Origin of the sequence: Marinobacter sp. GH_1 (assembly GCF_048595985.1) — a bacterium.
Taxonomy (GTDB): domain Bacteria; phylum Pseudomonadota; class Gammaproteobacteria; order Pseudomonadales; family Oleiphilaceae; genus Marinobacter; species Marinobacter shengliensis.
Map to the genome: position 1 here is coordinate 3,591,928 of NZ_CP184460.1, position 15,278 is coordinate 3,607,205.

A 15,278-nucleotide genomic window follows, 5' to 3' on the forward strand; every position below is an offset into this window, starting at 1 on the left:
CATCTTCACCTGAAAGGACCCCAATGTTTCAACTCGGCCCCGCAGAGTGGCAGGCCATTGAAGTCACCTTCAAGCTCTGCCTGTATACCACCATCATTCTGTTATTGCTGGCCACACCTTTGTCCTGGTGGTTGGCGCAAGGGCGTAACCAGTTCCGTACCGTAGTGCAGGCCATTGTGGCGCTGCCACTGGTGCTGCCGCCCACCGTGCTGGGGTTCTATCTGCTGATCACTCTGGGGCCCCGGGGCGTGGTTGGGCAAACCTTGGAGGCGTGGGGCTTCCAGCACCTGGCGTTTTCGTTTGAGGGGATTCTGATCGCCTCGGTTATCTATTCCATGCCCTTTGCCGTGCAGCCGCTGACGGAAGCCTTTCGCAACCTGGGCCGGCGCCCGGTCGAGGTTGCCAGCAGTCTGGGCGCCGGCGCCTGGGACCGGTTCCGAACGGTGATATTTCCCCTCAGCCGGGGCGGTTTTGTGGTGGCAGCTACACTGACCTTCGCGCATACCCTGGGAGAGTTCGGCGTAATTTTAATGCTCGGCGGCAGCATTCCGGGTGAAACCAAGGTGCTGTCGGTTTTGATCTACGATCACGCCGAGGCCATGAATTACGACGCCGCCCATAGCCTGTCACTGATGCTGCTGATCTTCGCCTTTGTCACCCTGTTTGTGGTGTACAGCATTAACCGCCGGTTCGAGGTCGCCAAGCTATGACCCTGTACCTGCAGGCACACCTTCGCCACGGCAAGGACTTCGAACTCAAGGTCAACCATGAGCTACCGCTAGAGGGTGTCACCGCGCTGTTTGGCCGCTCCGGTTGTGGCAAAACCACCCTGCTGCGCATTATCGCCGGCCTGGAACGGCCACGGGGTGCGGTGGTGCGCTTTGGCGGGCAGCACTGGCAACGGGGCCGGCAGTTTCTGCCCCTGCACAAGCGCAGGATTGGCCTGGTGTTTCAGGAACACAGCCTGCTCCCTCACCTGTCCGCTCGGGAAAACCTGCTTTACGGATACCAACGAACACCGCCGGAGCAACGTCGGCTTCACCCGGATGAAGTAACCGCCATGCTGGGAATTGAGCACCTGCTGGACCGGCGGATTGATCAACTCTCCGGGGGCCAGCGCCAGCGATTCTCCCTTGGCCGCGCGTTGTTGATCAGCCCCCAGTTGCTGCTACTGGACGAACCCATGGCGGCGCTGGATACCCAGACCAAACGGGAAATCATGCCGTTTCTGGCGCGCATGGCAGCAGAATCCGGGGTGCCGATTGTCATGGTCAGTCATTCCCCGGATGAAGTCACCCGCCTGGCAGACCGGGTGGTGTTCATGCAGAACGGCCAGATTCAGAACGTGGAAACCTTGCGGGAGGCCCTGGCCCGGCCAGACTCACCGTTGTTCGATGATGCGGGTGCGGCTTCAGTTCTGGAAGGTACTTTGGGTGAAGCGGGAGAAGATAACGCCCGGCCTTTTGGTCCGCCGGAGGCTCGCCTGTGGTTAACGAGTTCTGCGCTAGCAGCCGGGATGAACAGAACCCGGATTAGCATTCTTGCCCGGGACGTCAGTTTGTCTCTGGTAGACCCTCAACACATCAGCATTCAGAACCACCTGCCGGTGACCATTGAACGCATAGACCCGCCCAGGGACAACCGGTGCGTGGTGGCCTGCCGAACGGCGGACGGTCAACTGCTGTTGGCGGAAATCACCGCCCGGGCCGTCCAGCAACTGGGGCTGGCAACGGGCAAGCAGGTGTACGCGCTGATCAAATCGGTGGCGTTGCTGGCCTGACGTTGACAGCCAGGCCAGCCACCGGTTGTCAGTGCATCAGGGTGTAGAGTTTACGGCGGTAGGTACGCACATCCGGATTGTTGTTGCCCAGCTTCTCGAACAACTCCACCAGCGTGGTCTTGGCGATGCCGTCTTTGTAGGTGCTATCTGATTGCATCAGGCGAATCAGCAAATCCATGGCTTCGGCGTTTTTGTCCTGCAAAACCATGTGCAGGGACAACTGGTGCAGGGCCTCTGGATCTTTCGGATTGGCATCCAGTTTGGCTTCCAGTTCTGCCTGCGGCGGCAGCTCGCCGGACTGCTTCAAAAACTTCACCCGCGCCGCCAGCTGTTTGGCCTTGTGCTGCAGTTTCTCTTCCGGCGGAAGGCTGTTAAGCACCTGCTCGGCGGTGTCGAGATCGCCTTGCTCGGCTTTCAGCTGGGCCAGGTCAATCAGTACATCCAGGTTCTCAGGGTCTTTCTGGTTCATCTCGGTAAGGATGGCCAGGGCACCGTCCACATCACCGGCTTCCCAAAGGGCGTGGGCTTTCTCGTAGGGGTCTTCAGACGGCGCGTCGATGTGCTTTTCCAGCACCTTGCGGATCTCGCTTTCCGGCAGGGCACCGTTAAAACCATCCACCGCCTGGCCGTTTTTCACCAGAATCACCGTGGGCAGGCTGCGCACACCCAGGGAAGCCGTCAGCTCCTGCTGCTCGTCGGCATTCACCTTGGCCAGCTGAAAATTCCCCTGATACTCCTCCGCCAGCTTCTGCAGAATCGGCATCAGCTGCTTACAAGGCGCGCACCATTCGGCCCACACATCCACCAAAATAGGTGTAGTGGCGGAGGCTTCCATCACCTTTTGCTGAAAGTTGTCGGCGGTGGCGTCAAAGATGTACGGCGAAGCGGTCATATATTTACCCGGTTAATAAGACATGGATTACGATCGGTAATGGGGTCGGGCAACGAAAATTCAAGCCGGGCGCACACGGCTCATGGCTGCTGGCCCGCCACACGTTGTTTCAGGTAGTCCCGAGGCGAACACCCTGCCCAGCGCCGGAAGGCCCGGCTGAAGTTGGTAACGTCAGAGTAGCCCAGCAAGTCAGACACCTCTCCAATACTTTTCTGATTGAGCAACAACAGCCGCTCCGCATGGTGCTGGCGAATGCTCTCCACCAGCTGGCGAAAAACCACGCCTTCAGCCTGCAAACGGCGCTGCAGCGTGCGCGGGGTGATATTCAGTTTCTCCGCCACCTCTTCCATAGACGCGAAACCCAACTCTTCGTCAAACACCAGGTCTCGCACCTGCTGAACCAGCGAACGCCCTCCACCCAACCGGCCCAGCTCTTCCTTGCACTGCTCCCGGGCAATCCGGGCGGCGACAGGGTCTGACATCACCAATGGATACTCAAGAATCGACGCATCAAAGATAAAACCGTTGAAGGCTCCGTCGAAATGAAGCTTGCCGGCAACCAGATGGTCATAGCGCTCCATGTAGGAAGGGCGGGGGAACCGGATCACGCCCTCGCCTTTAAGCTTGCGGCCGGTCAGGGCTTCCGCCATGGCGGCAAACCCGGTCAGCAGAAACTGTGCGCCGACTTCGCTCAGCCGATAGCGTTCATCTCGTTCCCCCAGGCTAAGCCGCACCATGTCGCCCTCATGCCCTGCCTCACGCTCAATGCGCAACTGAAGGTCCGAAGAGGGCATATCAAAGTAGGCCCTGGCAATCTCCAAAGCCTCTCCCAGAGTGCGCGCGACCATCGCGGCCTGGCCAATGATCCCGTGGCAGGACACCCGCATCTGCAGGCCGAGCAAAAATCCGATACCCGGCTCCCCCGTCAGGCTGATCGCCCGCTCTATCAAGTTGGCGAAGCTGTCTCTGGGCAACCGGAAACCACTGCGCAAACAGTCTTCCGGCTGCAGGCCTTCCCCCGCCAGCAGTTTGTCTGCCGATATGCTCCAACGTTCGGCCACATCGATCAGCAGCAGTACGTAGGTGCCCGGAACGGTCGGTTGGCTGGAAACGATAGAAACTGTTGTCATTGTCGTTGTCGTCTAATGATCGTTTTTTGTCGTCTGATCATACCCGGTTCGGGCACCACCTCGCCCACAATAGCAACTGAAGATGCCAGGATCAGGTACCTGGATGCCGATAACCCCCGTTAAAAGGGTCAAACCATGTCTTTAGATCCAAGCACCATGACCGACGCCGAGAAAACCGATCACATTCGCAAGACTGTACTGGAGGAGGGCCGTGCCCTACGCCGCCGGCACCCTTGGCTTGAGAAGCACCAGAATCTGATTGGCGCCTCCATTATGGTGGTATCGCTGTTGGGTATGATTGCCAGCGGCACGCTGTATGTTATGGACATCATTCCCTGGTGGCTGTGCGTTCCCGTGACCGCCATTTTCGCTTCCTTTATCCATGAGCTGGAACACGATCTGATCCACCTCATGTACTTCAAAAACCGCCCCTGGGCAAACAATCTGATGCTGGCCGTTGGCTGGCTGGCACGGGCAAGCACCGTCAGCCCGTTCGTACGCCGCAATCTGCACCTGCACCACCACAAGTACAGTGGTACCGAAAGCGATCTGGAGGAGCGCGGCATCACCAACGGTGAGCGCTGGGGACTGCGACGGCTACTGATGACCGGTGACAACATGATGGCGGTGCTGCTGCGCCCACGGACCACAGTGCGTGCAGTGAAAGCCTATATCCGCTCCCAGAAGCCGGAATCCAGGGGCGAGGTTCAGAAAATGAGACTCCAGCAACTGCTGGCCTATGCGCCCCTGGGCAACCTCTACTACCTGTTGTTTCATGGCTGGATTGCCATCCATGTGGTGCTGTTCTCGGCACAGGCGCTGGGCTCGCCGATTACCCTGACCAGTGAATTCGCCAGCGTGCTTGGGGTTCTGAATACCTTTGCCGTGGTCTACATGCTGCCATCATTCCTGCGCACCTTCTGCCTGCACTTCATCAGCTCCAACATCCACTACTATGGAGATGTTGAAGCCCGCAACGTGATGCAGCAATGCCAGGTTCTGAACCCCTGGTGGCTGGTTCCGATGCAGCTGTTCTGCTTCAACTTTGGCAGCACCCATGCCATTCACCATTTCGCCGTACGCGAGCCGTTTTACATCCGCCAGTGGACTGCACCGACGGCCCATAAAGTGATGAAAGAAATGGGTGTGCGGTTTAACGACTACGGTACGTTTTTCCGGGGCAATCGCTTCTACAAACAGAGCGTCAGCAGCGAAACCCGCGCGGCCTGATCGTCGAAACCGATAGCATTAAAGCTCAGGGCCACACCCTCCAGATGTGGCCCTGAGCCTCTCCTCTCCGCAATACCTCACATTCAAACGCCGGCCACCCCCGATACCATCCGCCTTGCCGCAACTTGAAAATCCCGCCAATGCCGTTACATAGGTCTTTAACCACTCAGCCTTGAGAGCAAACGGTATGAATGACGAGAACCGCAAAGACTCCCTGGAAGAATTTGAAGAAGATGTGACCGAGTACATCGGCAAAGACGAGAACAGCAAAAGCCTGGTCTTGCCTCAACAGGCCAGGCCGCGGCGTATGTATGTGTTGCCGGTGTCGAACCGGCCGTTCTTTCCGGCCCAGGTGCAGCCCGTGGTGGTGAACCAGGACCCCTGGCAGGAAACCCTGAAGCGGGTGGGCGAAACCGACCACAAGGTTCTGGGCATCTGCTTTGTGGAAGATCCGGAATCCGACACCGGTATTCCCGCCAGCGATGAGCTGGAAACCATGGGGTGTGCGGTGAAGGTTCACCACGCCCAGAGCGAAGGCGGCAAGGTTCAGTTTATTGCCCAGGGCATGCAGCGGTTCCGAATCGTTCAGTGGCTGCGCCGCCGCCCACCCTACCTGGTGGAAGTGGAATACCCGGAGGAGCCGGAGGAGCCGGCGGATGAACTCAAGGCCTACACCCTCGCTATTATCAGCGCCATCAAGGAGCTGCTGCGCACCAACCCGCTGTATGGCGAGGAGGTGAAGCAGTATCTGTCCCGCTTTGGCCCGGAAGACAGCTCGCCGCTGGCGGATTTCGGCGCCTCGATGACCAGCGCCCCGGGCCGGGAATTGCAGGATGTACTGGATACCGTCCCCCTGCTCCGGCGCATGGAGAAAGTCCTGCTGCTCATGCGAAAAGAGCTGGAGGTGGCCCGCCTGCAATCCGAGATCAACGAGGAAGTGAACGAGAAGGTGCAGAAGCACCAGCGCGAATTCTTCCTGCGCGAGCAGCTGAAAGTCATCCAGCGGGAGCTGGGCATTGCCAAGGATGACAAGACGGCGGACGTGGAACGCTTCGAAGAGCGAATGGCCAAACTGAACCCGCCGGAAGCCGTGCAGGAGCGATTCAAAGATGAACTCCAGAAACTGCAGGTACTGGAACAGGGCTCGCCGGAGTATGGCGTTACCCGCAATTACCTCGACTGGATTACCCAGGTGCCCTGGGGTGTGCATTCCGAAGACCATTTTGACCTGGCCGAAGCCCGTCGCATCCTCGATCGGGACCACGACGGTCTGGACGATGTAAAAGACCGTATCATCGAGTTCCTGGCTGAAGGTACCTTCAAGGGCGAAGTGAGTGGTTCCATACTGCTGCTGGTCGGCCCGCCGGGGGTGGGCAAAACCTCCATCGGCCGCTCGGTGGCCGATGCTCTTGGTCGGGAGTTCTACCGTTTCAGCGTGGGCGGCATGCGCGATGAAGCCGAGATCAAGGGCCACCGCCGCACCTACATCGGCGCCATGCCCGGCAAGTTCGTTCAAGCCCTGAAAGACAGCAAGGTGGCCAACCCGGTGATCATGCTGGATGAGATCGACAAGATCGGCAGTTCCTATCAGGGTGACCCGGCCTCTGCCCTGCTGGAAACCCTGGACCCGGAACAGAACAAGGAATTCCTGGACCACTACCTGGACGTGCGCATGGACCTGTCCAAGGTATTGTTTGTGTGTACCGCCAACCAGCTGGACACCATTCCCCGGCCGCTGCTGGACCGGATGGATGTGATTCGCCTGTCCGGCTACATCGGCGAAGAAAAACTGGCCATCGCCAAGCACCACCTGATGCCGCGGCTGCTGAAACGGGCGGGCCTGCTGAAGAAACAGCTCAATATTACCGATGCCGCGCTCCGTCAGGTGATCGAAGGCTATGCCCGGGAAGCAGGCGTGCGGAACCTGGAAAAGCTACTGCACAAGATCATCCGCAAAGGCATCGTAAAACTGCTGGAAAACCCGGACAAGCCGGTGAAAGTCGGCGTTGCAGACCTGCAGGACTATCTGGGACAGCCCGCGTTCCGCAAAGAGAAATCCATGAAGGGCACCGGCGTGGTCACCGGCCTGGCCTGGACCGCCATGGGCGGCGCCACCCTGAGCATCGAAGCCTCCCGCATCCACAGCAGCCAGCGGGGCTTCAAGCTCACCGGGCAACTGGGGGATGTGATGAAGGAATCGGCGGAAATCGCCTACAGTTACGTCTCCTCCAACCTGAAACGCTACAAGGGCGACCCGACCTTCTTCGATAAATCCTTCGTGCACCTGCACGTACCCGAAGGCGCCACTCCGAAAGATGGCCCCAGTGCCGGTGTGACTATGGCCACCGCCCTGCTCTCCATCGCCCGCAAAGAAGCCCCGCAGCAGAACATCGCCATGACCGGAGAGCTGACACTAACCGGGCAGGTGTTGCCGGTGGGTGGTATTCGGGAGAAGGTGATCGCGGCGCGGCGGCAGAAGATCAATAACCTGATACTGCCGGAAGCAAACCGCGGGGATTATGAGGAATTGCCGGAGTACCTGAAGGAAGGGATATCGGTGAATTTCGCCAAGCACTACAACGATGTGTTTCAGGTGTGTTTTGGGAATAAGCCCAGGCAGGGGTCTAGTGTGCATTAGCAATAGGGTCTGTCCCCGAACGGGGACTGACCCACTTTTGCCCGTCTAAAGCACCCAACTAGAACCCATGGGTCCAAGATGGGTCAGTCCCCATTCGGGGACAGACCCCTAGCCAAACTCAAACCCATGGGTCCAAAATGGGTCAGTCCCCATTCGGGGACAGACCCTTAGGACAAGCCCCAGTCAGGCTTTTTCCTTCCAGCCATCATCCTTGAGCACAGATCCAACGGTCAGCACCGGTGAGGCATCAATGTCGTCGGCATCCATCATGTTCGCTACTCGCTGCAATGAGGCCAGGATCATGGTCTGCTCCCATTCGGCCAGGCTCTGGAACTTGGCAATAAAGTCTTCCTGCAGCGGGTTGGGGGCGCGGGCGAGTATCTCGGCGCCTTCTTCGGTCAGGTGCGCGTGTACTTTGCGTTTGTCCTGGGTGCTGCGCACCCGGTACACCAGTTTGCGCAGCTCCAGGCGGTCCAGGATGGTGGTTACGGTGGCCTGACTAAGACTGACATTTTCGGCGATGGTGCCAATCGTCACCTCTCCGAGGTCCCGGATAGTGCGCATGATCAACAGCTGTGGCCCTGTCAGCCCGGCGTGCTTGCTCAACCGCTTGGAATGAAGATCGGTCGCCCGGATAACCCGCCGAAGCGCCACCAACACCTGCTCGTAATTGTTCACACCACTGCTCCAGAATCAACGCGTTGTTTATACCTCTAATAATTAGAGGTCTTTGCACTGGTAATTGCAAGTGGGCATTATCACCTAGCTTACGTCCTATATTGCTCAGCATGCCGCGCACCAGGTATGCGGCATTTTTTCTGGTGGCCATTATGCTATGGTCATCAGCTTGCCACTCACCCGAAAACGGATAACGGTTGATGATCAGGTTTTTCCTCACACTCGTTTTTGCCATCACTTTCGCCAGCGCCTCCATGGCCCAACAGCAACCGGCTGAGTCGGCCCAGCAAGTGACGGACGAAGACGTTGAAGAGCGAATCGATGAATTGGAAAGCCCCCTGTACAATCCATTCGTGGAGCGCTACCTGCTGGATGAGGTGAAAGCATTGCGGCAGGAGATGCAGAACACCCGGGCCGAGTTAATTGAAAAAGTGGTCGACAAGGAATTGTCGGTTGCCGACAAAACCATGTCCTACGCCACCGACACGGTCACCTACTTCTTCTACCTGATTGCCGGCGCCACCTCCATTCTGGTGGTGATTGGCTGGAACTCGATCCGCGACATGCGCAACCAGCTCACCAGCCTGGCCGAGAAACGTGTGAACGAACTGGTGGTGGAGTACGAACAGCGCCTGAAGGCCATTGAAGAGCAACTGCAGCAGAAGTCCGAGATCATCCATCAGAACCAGGCCGAGATTGAGCGCACCAACGAGGTGCACGCGCTCTGGTTGAAGGCAAGTCAGGAAACCTCCCAGCAGAACAAGATCGCCGCCTACGACCAGATTCTGGACCTGCGCCCTGATGATGTGGAAGCCCTGAGCTACAAAGCCGATGCCGTGCTGGAAATGCGCGAACCTCTCTGGGCCATCAGCTTGTGCCAACGGGCACTGAAGCTGGCTCCGGATAACGGCCATGCCCATTACCAACTGGCCTGCGCCTACGCCGAGATTGGCCGCTGGGAAGACGCCGTCAGCACCCTGGAAAAGGCCATCGACATCTCAGAAGCCTACCGGGACGATGCCTCCGTCGACCCCAGTTTCGAGCCACTGCACGATCACGAAAGTTACAGGACTCTGGTCTTCACCGATCAGGACGACAGCACGGACGCATAACATCACAGAGACCGGCACAGAGCTTGCTAATCCAAACGGAGAAAGCGACGCTGTGTTCCAGAGCAAACCCTGGCCCGATCTGCTTGACAAGCAGCTGGCTGTGGTGTTTGTTAAAGTCTCTGAGAACATAACAATAACCCTGACAAACAGGAACATCACGATGAAAATGTCCGTTAAGAAACTCGCTACCGCTGTAGGCGCTTCTGTTGCCCTGATGGCCGCCGGCCAGGCCGCCGCTGAAATCCGAATCGGTATTGCCGGCCCGATGACCGGCCCCGTTGCCCAGTATGGTGATATGCAGTTTTCTGGCGCCCGCATGGCCATTGAACGCATCAATGCTGCCGGCGGCGTTATGGGCGAACAACTGGTAGGCGTAGAGGTAGATGACGTGTGCGACCCCAAGCAGGCCGTCACCGTTGCCAACCGCCTGGTCAACCAGGGCGTTCAATACGTGGTGGGTCACCTGTGTTCCAGCTCTACCCAGCCGGCGTCTGATATCTATGAAGACGAAGGCATACTGATGATTACCCCGGCCTCGACCAGCCCGGAAATTACCCAGCGTGGTTATGAGTTGGTATTCCGTACCATCGGCCTGGACAGCATGCAGGGACCGGTCGCCGGTGAGTACATCGTCAGCCAGAACCCGAATAAGGTCGCCGTCATCCACGACAAACAGCAGTATGGTGAGGGCATTGCTACTGCGGTACGAGACACCCTGCGCAATGCCGGTGTGGAAGTGGCCATGTTTGAAGGTATCACCGCCGGTGACAAAGACTTCTCGTCACTGGTTACCAAGATCAAACAGGCCAACGTGGATTTCGTCTACTACGGCGGCTACCACCCGGAGCTTGGTTTGATCCTTCGCCAGGCACGCCAGGCAGACGTGAACGCGAAGTTCATGGGGCCTGAAGGCGTTGGCAACAAAGACATCAACACCATTGCCGGCGAAGCCGCCGAAGGCCTGCTGGTTACCCTGCCGCCCAGCTTTGACGAGAAAGAAGAGAACCAGGATCTGGTAGCCGCCTTCGCTGACAAGGGTGAAGACCCATCCGGCCCATTTGTTCTCACCTCCTATACTGCTGTTCAGCTGGTTGCCGACGGCATCGAACAGGCCGGCACCAAAGATCCGTTTGAAGTGGCCAAGGCCCTGCGCTCCGGCACTTTCGAAACGCCCATCGGTACCGTTCAGTACAACCAGGCGGGCGATATGGAGTCCTTCGAGTTTGTCGTCTACGAATGGCACTCTGACGGCAGCAAGACTCCGGTCAACTGAGCCAACATCGTTTACAGACGGTCATTATGAGAACACCTTCCCGCCGTAACCCGGGGGAAGGTGTTTTTCTGGGCTTCTGCTGACCCGCTTTGCGACCAGGCGACCAACCCGTCAAAGGGACAAGGAGTGCGGGCAGCAGGCATTCGGAGTTCCACACAGATGCAAGACCTCCTTTATTTCTCACAGCAGCTCATTAACGGGCTGACGATCGGCAGCACCTATGCCCTGATCGCCATCGGCTATACGATGGTTTACGGCATCATCGGCATGATCAACTTCGCCCATGGTGAGATCTACATGATCGGTGCCTACACCGCGCTGATCGCCATCACTGGCCTCGCCACCCTGGGCATCGCCTGGTTACCACTGGTGCTGATCGTCGCGCTGATCTGCGCCATGATCGTATCCAGCTCCATGGGCTGGGCGGTGGAAAGGGTAGCCTACCGGCCAGTGCGCGGCCGGCACCGGCTGATTCCACTGATCTCCGCCATCGGCATGTCTATCTTCCTGCAGAACTACGTGCACCTGGCGCAGGGTTCCCGCAACATTGGCTTCCCGGCGCTGATTGATGGCAGTTTCCGTTTTGGTACAGGCGAAGGCTTCCAGCTGTCGATTTCCTACATGCAGATCACCATCTTCATCACCACCCTGGTCTGCATGACCATCCTTTCGCTATTTATTGCCCGTTCGCGCATCGGCCGCGCCTGCCGGGCCGTATCCCAGGATCTGGGCATGGCCAACCTGCTGGGCATTGATACCAACCGCATCATCTCCGCCACCTTCGTGATCGGCGCCGCACTGGCGGCGGTGGCTGGCCTGCTGTTGGGCATGTACTACGGCTCGGTTGACCCGTTGTTCGGTTTTATCGCCGGCCTGAAAGCCTTTACTGCGGCGGTGCTCGGCGGCATCGGCAGCATTCCCGGCGCCATGCTTGGCGGCCTGATTCTGGGGGTGGCAGAAAGCATGACGTCCGGCTACCTCAGTGGTGAATACAAAGATGTGGTGTCGTTCAGCCTGTTGATCCTGATCCTGCTGTTCAAACCCACCGGACTGCTGGGCAAACCAGAGGTTGAGAAGATCTGATGGCAGCACACAACTTCAAACATGCCTTGTTCTGCGCGGTGGTCACCATGGTCATCGCCTTCCCCATCCTGGGCCTTAACCTGGTGGCCCGGGGCACCCGGGTCGGCCTTGAAGGCGCTGATGCCAGCACCATTATTTCGGTGTTCGTAGCCGCCGCCATTGTGTTTTTCTTCCAGCTGTATCGCGACACCATCAGGGGAAATCTCGGCAAACTGCCGGCACTGAACCCACTGTCAGGTCGTGAACCCATGCCCCAGGCCAAGCGGGTAAAACTGGAATCCTGGGCGCTGACCGGCATCATTGTGCTGGCCCTGTTCTGGCCGTTCTTCGTGTCCAGGGGCTCGGTGGATCTGGCAACGCTGGTGCTGATCTACGTCATGCTGGCGCTGGGCTTGAACGTGGTCGTTGGCCTGGCCGGGCTACTCGATCTTGGCTACGTCGCTTTCTACGCCGTGGGTGCCTATACTTTTGCCCTGCTGTCCCAGTACATGGGCATTTCGTTCTGGATGGCCCTGCCCATCGGTGCCCTGCTCGCCGCCCTGTTCGGCCTGGTACTGGGTTTTCCCGTACTGCGATTGCGGGGCGATTACCTGGCCATCGTGACCCTTGGTTTCGGGGAAATTATCCGGATTCTGCTGAATAACTGGACCTCCATCACCGGCGGCCCAAATGGTATCGGTGGCATTCCCGAGCCCACTCTGTTCGGTATGGAATTCGGCCGGCGCGTTAAGGAAGAAGGCAATACCTCGTTCCACGAAACCTTTGGCATTGCCTACAGCGGCGAGCACAAGGTGATTTTCCTGTACCTGATAGCCCTGGTACTGGCGGTGATTACCGCTCTGGTGATTCGCCGCCTGATGCGCATGCCAGTGGGCCGCGCCTGGGAAGCCCTGCGGGAAGATGAAATTGCCGCCCGCTCACTGGGCCTCAGCCGCACCGCAGTAAAGCTCTCGGCGTTCACCATTGGCGCGTTCTTTGCCGGCTTTGCCGGCACCGTGTTTGCCTCCAAGCAGGGCTTTATCAGCCCGGAGTCGTTCGTGTTCCTGGAATCCGCCATCATTCTGGCCATTGTGGTGCTCGGCGGTATGGGCTCGCAAATCGGCGTCATACTCGCCGCCATTGCGGTCACCATACTGCCGGAACTGGCCCGTGAGTTTGCCGACTACCGTATGCTGGTGTTCGGTGCAGCCATGGTGTTGATGATGGTGTGGCGGCCACAGGGCCTGATGCCCATGCGTCGGATTCACATTGAACTGAAACGGCAGGAGTGACAGACATGCTGGATGTAAAAAATCTGTCCATGCGCTTCGGCGGCCTGCTGGCAGTCGATCAGGTCAGCCTGGATGTGCAGGAACACGAAATCGTTTCCATCATCGGGCCAAACGGTGCCGGCAAAACCACGGTGTTTAACTGCATCAGTGGGTTCTACAAACCCAGTGGTGGCAAGATCCTGTTCGAAGGCAAAGAGGTGCAAGGCAAGCCCGACTACAAAATCTCGCGGCTGGGCATGGTGCGGACCTTTCAGCACGTTCGCCTGTTCAACAAAATGACCGTGGTGGAAAACCTGCTGGTGGCCCAGCACCGGCACCTGAACACCAACCTGCTGTCCGGACTGATTAAAACCCCCAACTACCGATCACGGGAGCAGAAATCCCTGGACCGGGCAGCCTACTGGCTGGAGCGGGTGGGCCTGCTTGATCTTGCCAACCGGGATGCCGGCAATCTGGCCTACGGCCAGCAACGGCGCCTGGAGATTGCCCGCTGCATGGTGACCGAACCCAAGCTGCTGATGCTGGACGAACCGGCCGCCGGCCTGAACCCGGCAGAAACCAAAGACCTCAACCAGCTGATTGTCAGCCTGAAGTCCGACTACAACGTGTCGGTACTGCTGATCGAGCACGACATGAGCCTGGTGATGGACATTTCCGACCGGATAACCGTCATCAACCAAGGCCGCCCCCTGGCCAGCGGCACCCCGGCAGAAGTCCGCCAGAACGACGATGTGATCAAAGCCTATCTGGGCGAGGCCTGAGGAAACACTATGCTGGTACTGGAAAATGTTCATACCCACTATGGCAAGATCGAGGCCTTGCACGGGGTGTCTGTGGAAGTTAACAAGGGCGAAATTGTCTCCCTCATCGGAGCCAATGGCGCAGGCAAAACCACCCTGCTGATGACGGTGTGCGGCAGCCCGCAGGCCAGCGCCGGGCGGGTGATCCTGGAAGGCCGGGATATTACCAATGAAGCCACCTCCAATATCATGCGCTCCGGTATCGCTATCGTGCCTGAGGGCCGGAGGGTCTTCTCCGGGCTGACCGTGGAAGAGAACCTGGCCATGGGTGGGTTCTTCAACACCAAGGCCGAGATCCGTAAAAGCCAGGATCACGTGTACGAGCTGTTCCCCCGCCTGAAAGAGCGGGAACACCAGCGGGCCGGCACTATGTCTGGCGGCGAGCAACAAATGCTGGCCATCGGCCGGGCACTGATGAGCAAACCCCGGATGATCATCCTGGATGAGCCGTCACTGGGCCTGGCGCCGATCATCATCAAACAGATATTCGAGATCATCGGCCACCTTCGGGAGGAAGGCATCACCGTGTTCCTGGTAGAACAGAACGCCCACCAGGCCCTGAACCTGGCCGACCGGGGTTATGTGCTGGAAACCGGGCGCATTCGGCTGCACGATACAGGTAAAAACCTGTTGGCCAATCCGGAGGTGCGGGAGGCTTATCTGGGCGGGTGATCGTTACCCGCCGCCGACAACGACAGAATTCGAAGTGACAGATATCAATAACCCTTTGATCCGTCAGTTTGTATTCTTCCCAAACACGGGTTTTCATCTATACTGAACCCAACGGTCACACCAATCACCGGTAACCATATCGGGGCCGTTAGCTTGCAGCCGATTCAGGACTTACAGGTTGCAGGGTATGCGACGAAAGCAAAAAACCACATAAAGGAGTGGATAATGAAAAAACTGATCGCAGGTGCAATTCTTCTTGGTGCTTCCTCCATGGCATTCGCTCAGCCTGGCTGTGGCGTAGGCGCCATGATCTGGAAAGGACAGTCCGGCGTTGCGCCGCACGTACTGGCCGCCACCACCAACGGAACCTTCGGTAACCAGACTTTCGGTATGACTACCGGTACCCTCGGCTGCCAGACTAACCAGTCTGTTCAGTCCATGGCCATGTACATGGACAGCAACATCGACAAGGTTGCCCGTGACATGTCCCGTGGCTCCGGTGAAAATCTGGAAACCCTGGCGGTACTGCTGGGTGTAGACGCGGCTGACCGTGAGGCCTTCCGCAAAGTGCTGCAAGACAACTTCGCCAGTATTTTCCCGAACTCTGACACCACCTCTGGTGAAGCGGTAGATGCTATCGTTTCCCTGCTCGAGCAGAACGAGTCTCTGAGCAAGTACGTGGCTGCGTAATAACGCATTCCCAAAGGATTGACGCGGCG

Annotated in this window: 14 protein-coding genes; 11 read left to right on the top strand and 3 right to left on the bottom strand. The window is 58.2% G+C overall.

Annotated elements, in window-relative coordinates:
• Positions 1–23: 23 nt before the first annotated feature.
• Positions 24–710 carry a molybdate ABC transporter permease subunit gene (modB, locus tag ACNSOI_RS16430; RefSeq protein WP_354446156.1) on the top strand — a complete coding sequence of 229 codons (687 nt, stop codon included), beginning with the start codon at positions 24–26 and terminating at the stop codon, positions 708–710.
• The gene (modC, locus tag ACNSOI_RS16435; protein WP_420194561.1) at positions 707–1,780 is read left to right on the top strand and encodes a molybdenum ABC transporter ATP-binding protein; all 1,074 of its coding nucleotides are present in this window, start codon (positions 707–709) and stop codon (positions 1,778–1,780) included. The genes modB and modC overlap by 4 nt, the downstream gene beginning before the upstream one ends.
• A gap of 28 nt (positions 1,781–1,808) precedes the next feature.
• Here the strand turns inward: modC and trxA are convergent, their stop codons facing one another.
• Together trxA and ACNSOI_RS16445 are read right to left on the bottom strand one after the other, a co-directional pair.
• Positions 1,809–2,672: a thioredoxin gene (gene trxA / locus ACNSOI_RS16440; protein ID WP_420194562.1), complete on the bottom strand. Its 864-nt coding sequence runs from the start codon at positions 2,670–2,672 to the stop codon at positions 1,809–1,811.
• Positions 2,673–2,752: 80 nt separating this feature from the next.
• Entirely contained in the window at positions 2,753–3,802 is a 1,050-nt protein-coding gene (locus ACNSOI_RS16445) for an AraC family transcriptional regulator (RefSeq protein ID WP_420194563.1), read from the bottom strand.
• A gap of 135 nt (positions 3,803–3,937) precedes the next feature.
• On the opposite strand from ACNSOI_RS16445, the gene ACNSOI_RS16450 reads away from it, so the two are divergent.
• Both ACNSOI_RS16450 and lon read left to right on the top strand, forming a co-directional pair.
• Positions 3,938–5,032, top strand: a complete 1,095-nt coding sequence (locus ACNSOI_RS16450) for a fatty acid desaturase (protein ID WP_420194564.1) — start codon at positions 3,938–3,940, stop codon at positions 5,030–5,032.
• 187 nt (positions 5,033–5,219) lie between these two features.
• Positions 5,220–7,670, top strand: a complete 2,451-nt coding sequence (lon, locus tag ACNSOI_RS16455; protein WP_420194565.1) for an endopeptidase La — start codon at positions 5,220–5,222, stop codon at positions 7,668–7,670.
• A 183-nt stretch (positions 7,671–7,853) separates the two neighbouring features.
• Here the strand turns inward: lon and ACNSOI_RS16460 are convergent, their stop codons facing one another.
• Positions 7,854–8,348 carry a MarR family winged helix-turn-helix transcriptional regulator gene (locus tag ACNSOI_RS16460; RefSeq protein ID WP_106694135.1) on the bottom strand — a complete coding sequence of 165 codons (495 nt, stop codon included), beginning with the start codon at positions 8,346–8,348 and terminating at the stop codon, positions 7,854–7,856.
• A gap of 254 nt (positions 8,349–8,602) precedes the next feature.
• On the opposite strand from ACNSOI_RS16460, the gene ACNSOI_RS16465 reads away from it, so the two are divergent.
• The 7 genes from ACNSOI_RS16465 to ACNSOI_RS16495 all read left to right on the top strand — a co-directional run bounded on the left by ACNSOI_RS16465 (position 8,603) and on the right by ACNSOI_RS16495 (position 15,249).
• Complete coding sequence (locus ACNSOI_RS16465; RefSeq protein WP_420195731.1) at positions 8,603–9,460, top strand: TPR end-of-group domain-containing protein; 858 nt, start codon at positions 8,603–8,605, stop codon at positions 9,458–9,460.
• A gap of 160 nt (positions 9,461–9,620) precedes the next feature.
• Positions 9,621–10,733 (top strand): branched-chain amino acid ABC transporter substrate-binding protein, encoded by a 1,113-nt coding sequence (locus ACNSOI_RS16470; RefSeq protein WP_106694137.1) that lies wholly within the window; start codon positions 9,621–9,623, stop codon positions 10,731–10,733.
• 159 nt (positions 10,734–10,892) lie between these two features.
• The gene (gene livH / locus ACNSOI_RS16475; RefSeq protein ID WP_230715466.1) at positions 10,893–11,816 is read left to right on the top strand and encodes a high-affinity branched-chain amino acid ABC transporter permease LivH; all 924 of its coding nucleotides are present in this window, start codon (positions 10,893–10,895) and stop codon (positions 11,814–11,816) included.
• Positions 11,816–13,087, top strand: a complete 1,272-nt coding sequence (locus ACNSOI_RS16480) for a high-affinity branched-chain amino acid ABC transporter permease LivM (RefSeq protein ID WP_420194566.1) — start codon at positions 11,816–11,818, stop codon at positions 13,085–13,087. The genes livH and ACNSOI_RS16480 overlap by 1 nt, the downstream gene beginning before the upstream one ends.
• Before the next feature lie 5 nt (positions 13,088–13,092).
• Complete coding sequence (gene livG / locus ACNSOI_RS16485; RefSeq protein WP_420194567.1) at positions 13,093–13,848, top strand: high-affinity branched-chain amino acid ABC transporter ATP-binding protein LivG; 756 nt, start codon at positions 13,093–13,095, stop codon at positions 13,846–13,848.
• 9 nt (positions 13,849–13,857) lie between these two features.
• A complete protein-coding gene (locus tag ACNSOI_RS16490) occupies positions 13,858–14,559 on the top strand; it encodes an ABC transporter ATP-binding protein (protein ID WP_420194568.1) in 702 nt (233 codons plus the stop codon).
• A gap of 225 nt (positions 14,560–14,784) precedes the next feature.
• A complete protein-coding gene (locus ACNSOI_RS16495; protein ID WP_061330628.1) occupies positions 14,785–15,249 on the top strand; it encodes a DUF3015 domain-containing protein in 465 nt (154 codons plus the stop codon).
• The last annotated feature ends 29 nt before the right edge of the window (positions 15,250–15,278 follow it).

Bases quoted from the DNA above. Each gene is read 5' to 3' on its own strand.
- modB (WP_354446156.1), top strand. From the start codon at position 24: ATGTTTCAACTCGGCCCCGCAGAGTGGCAGGCCATTGAAGTCACCTTC.
- modC (WP_420194561.1), top strand. From the start codon at position 707: ATGACCCTGTACCTGCAGGCACACCTTCGCCACGGCAAGGACTTCGAA.
- trxA (WP_420194562.1), bottom strand. From the start codon at position 2,672: ATGACCGCTTCGCCGTACATCTTTGACGCCACCGCCGACAACTTTCAG.
- ACNSOI_RS16445 (WP_420194563.1), bottom strand. From the start codon at position 3,802: ATGACAACAGTTTCTATCGTTTCCAGCCAACCGACCGTTCCGGGCACC.
- ACNSOI_RS16450 (WP_420194564.1), top strand. From the start codon at position 3,938: ATGTCTTTAGATCCAAGCACCATGACCGACGCCGAGAAAACCGATCAC.
- lon (WP_420194565.1), top strand. From the start codon at position 5,220: ATGAATGACGAGAACCGCAAAGACTCCCTGGAAGAATTTGAAGAAGAT.
- ACNSOI_RS16465 (WP_420195731.1), top strand. From the start codon at position 8,603: ATGGCCCAACAGCAACCGGCTGAGTCGGCCCAGCAAGTGACGGACGAA.
- ACNSOI_RS16470 (WP_106694137.1), top strand. From the start codon at position 9,621: ATGAAAATGTCCGTTAAGAAACTCGCTACCGCTGTAGGCGCTTCTGTT.
- livH (WP_230715466.1), top strand. From the start codon at position 10,893: ATGCAAGACCTCCTTTATTTCTCACAGCAGCTCATTAACGGGCTGACG.
- ACNSOI_RS16480 (WP_420194566.1), top strand. From the start codon at position 11,816: ATGGCAGCACACAACTTCAAACATGCCTTGTTCTGCGCGGTGGTCACC.
- livG (WP_420194567.1), top strand. From the start codon at position 13,093: ATGCTGGATGTAAAAAATCTGTCCATGCGCTTCGGCGGCCTGCTGGCA.
- ACNSOI_RS16490 (WP_420194568.1), top strand. From the start codon at position 13,858: ATGCTGGTACTGGAAAATGTTCATACCCACTATGGCAAGATCGAGGCC.
- ACNSOI_RS16495 (WP_061330628.1), top strand. From the start codon at position 14,785: ATGAAAAAACTGATCGCAGGTGCAATTCTTCTTGGTGCTTCCTCCATG.